Here is an 828-nt window from a genome sequence, read left to right on the forward strand (position 1 = left end):
TGAAACGCAAAAAGAGCCACCCAGTTTTTGATTTCACCAAAGAGATTTTTTGAGTCTTTGCTTCGGAAATATTCCCCCTTTGGACGCGATCGGAGTGGGAACCCTCCCTTCCTGCGAGCGCACATGCATCTTTACAGCATCGACCGCGCAGCACACAACGCTAATCGCAAAATCAGTTGCAGGTTCGAGCGTGCGGAACAGAATCCGCTACACCGAAGCTAGTCCCAGTGGGTTCTCGGGAGCACACAGCCAGCCTTGACCACACCGGACTGCCTCACGAGCAAGGCTCTCGGGAGTTCCTGCCGCTCGCTTAAAGACGCGACCAAACTTCCTCACAATGTCGCACCAACCATGAGTGTCGAGCCCAATGCGACTCAAGATAGGAGCCAAGTGGTCGGGTATCTTACCAACCTTGTTCCGGTGCAACTGCCGGCCCGTCCAATCCAAGAGTTCCAAATAGCGAGACATCGAGACCGCCAAGAAACCCTTGGTACTTGCCCGCCGACCGGATGGATCGACACACGGCCCGACCGCATCGTTCTTCTCGTCAATCTCGATCGGACTCATCCAACCGCTCTTCCGCCGACGTCGACTTCGCTCCCAATCATGAGTACTCGGCCGAGTCCGATCTTGTCGCTCCGACAAATCATCGATTCGATCTTTAGCACCGGTGTATTCGCTGGTTTCCGGAGTTTCAGCAATCGGTGCACGAATCGGGTTCAAGTCCACATAGGCTGCGCAAGCCAGTAAACTCGCTTCGTCCAACAGAGTTTGCAATTTGAATCGGCCTTCCCAAAAGCGCCCGGTACACTCGTCTTCACGATTTGC

Annotated in this window: 1 pseudogene; it reads right to left on the minus strand. The window is 54.5% G+C overall.

Annotated features, from left to right (window positions below):
* Window positions 1-207 precede the first annotated feature (207 nt).
* A pseudogene (locus CA13_RS34225) lies at window positions 208-828 on the minus strand (hypothetical protein); the annotation flags it as partial.

The organism is Novipirellula herctigrandis (genome assembly GCA_007859835.1).
Lineage (GTDB): Bacteria > Planctomycetota > Planctomycetia > Pirellulales > Pirellulaceae > Novipirellula_A > Novipirellula_A herctigrandis.